Consider the following 267-nt stretch of genomic DNA (forward strand, 5'->3'; position numbering starts at 1 on the left):
AAGATGCGCATCTTCTGGGTGAATTCATTAAGGACATGGATAACATCGAAAAAGTAGAACTGCTTCCATACCACAAGCTAGGTGCTCATAAGTGGGAAGCATTGGGTCACGACTACCCTCTTGAAGGTACAAATCCGCCAAGCAAAGAAAAAATGGACGAGATTGTTGCTATCCTCAGTCAATACCATTCAAACGTAAAATACTAATTTAGACTTACGTTAATAGTGATTTCAAACGCCTCAATTTCGATTGGGGCGTTTTCTTTTT

At 39.7% G+C, this 267-nt stretch carries 1 pseudogene; it reads left to right on the forward strand.

Annotated features, from left to right (window positions below):
* Positions 1–206 (forward strand): annotated as a pseudogene (pflA, locus tag AB4496_RS28365) (pyruvate formate lyase 1-activating protein); the annotation flags it as partial.
* Positions 207–267 lie beyond the last annotated feature (61 nt).

The organism is Vibrio sp. 10N.222.46.A1, assembly GCF_041473595.1.
Lineage (GTDB): Bacteria > Pseudomonadota > Gammaproteobacteria > Enterobacterales > Vibrionaceae > Vibrio > Vibrio tasmaniensis_A.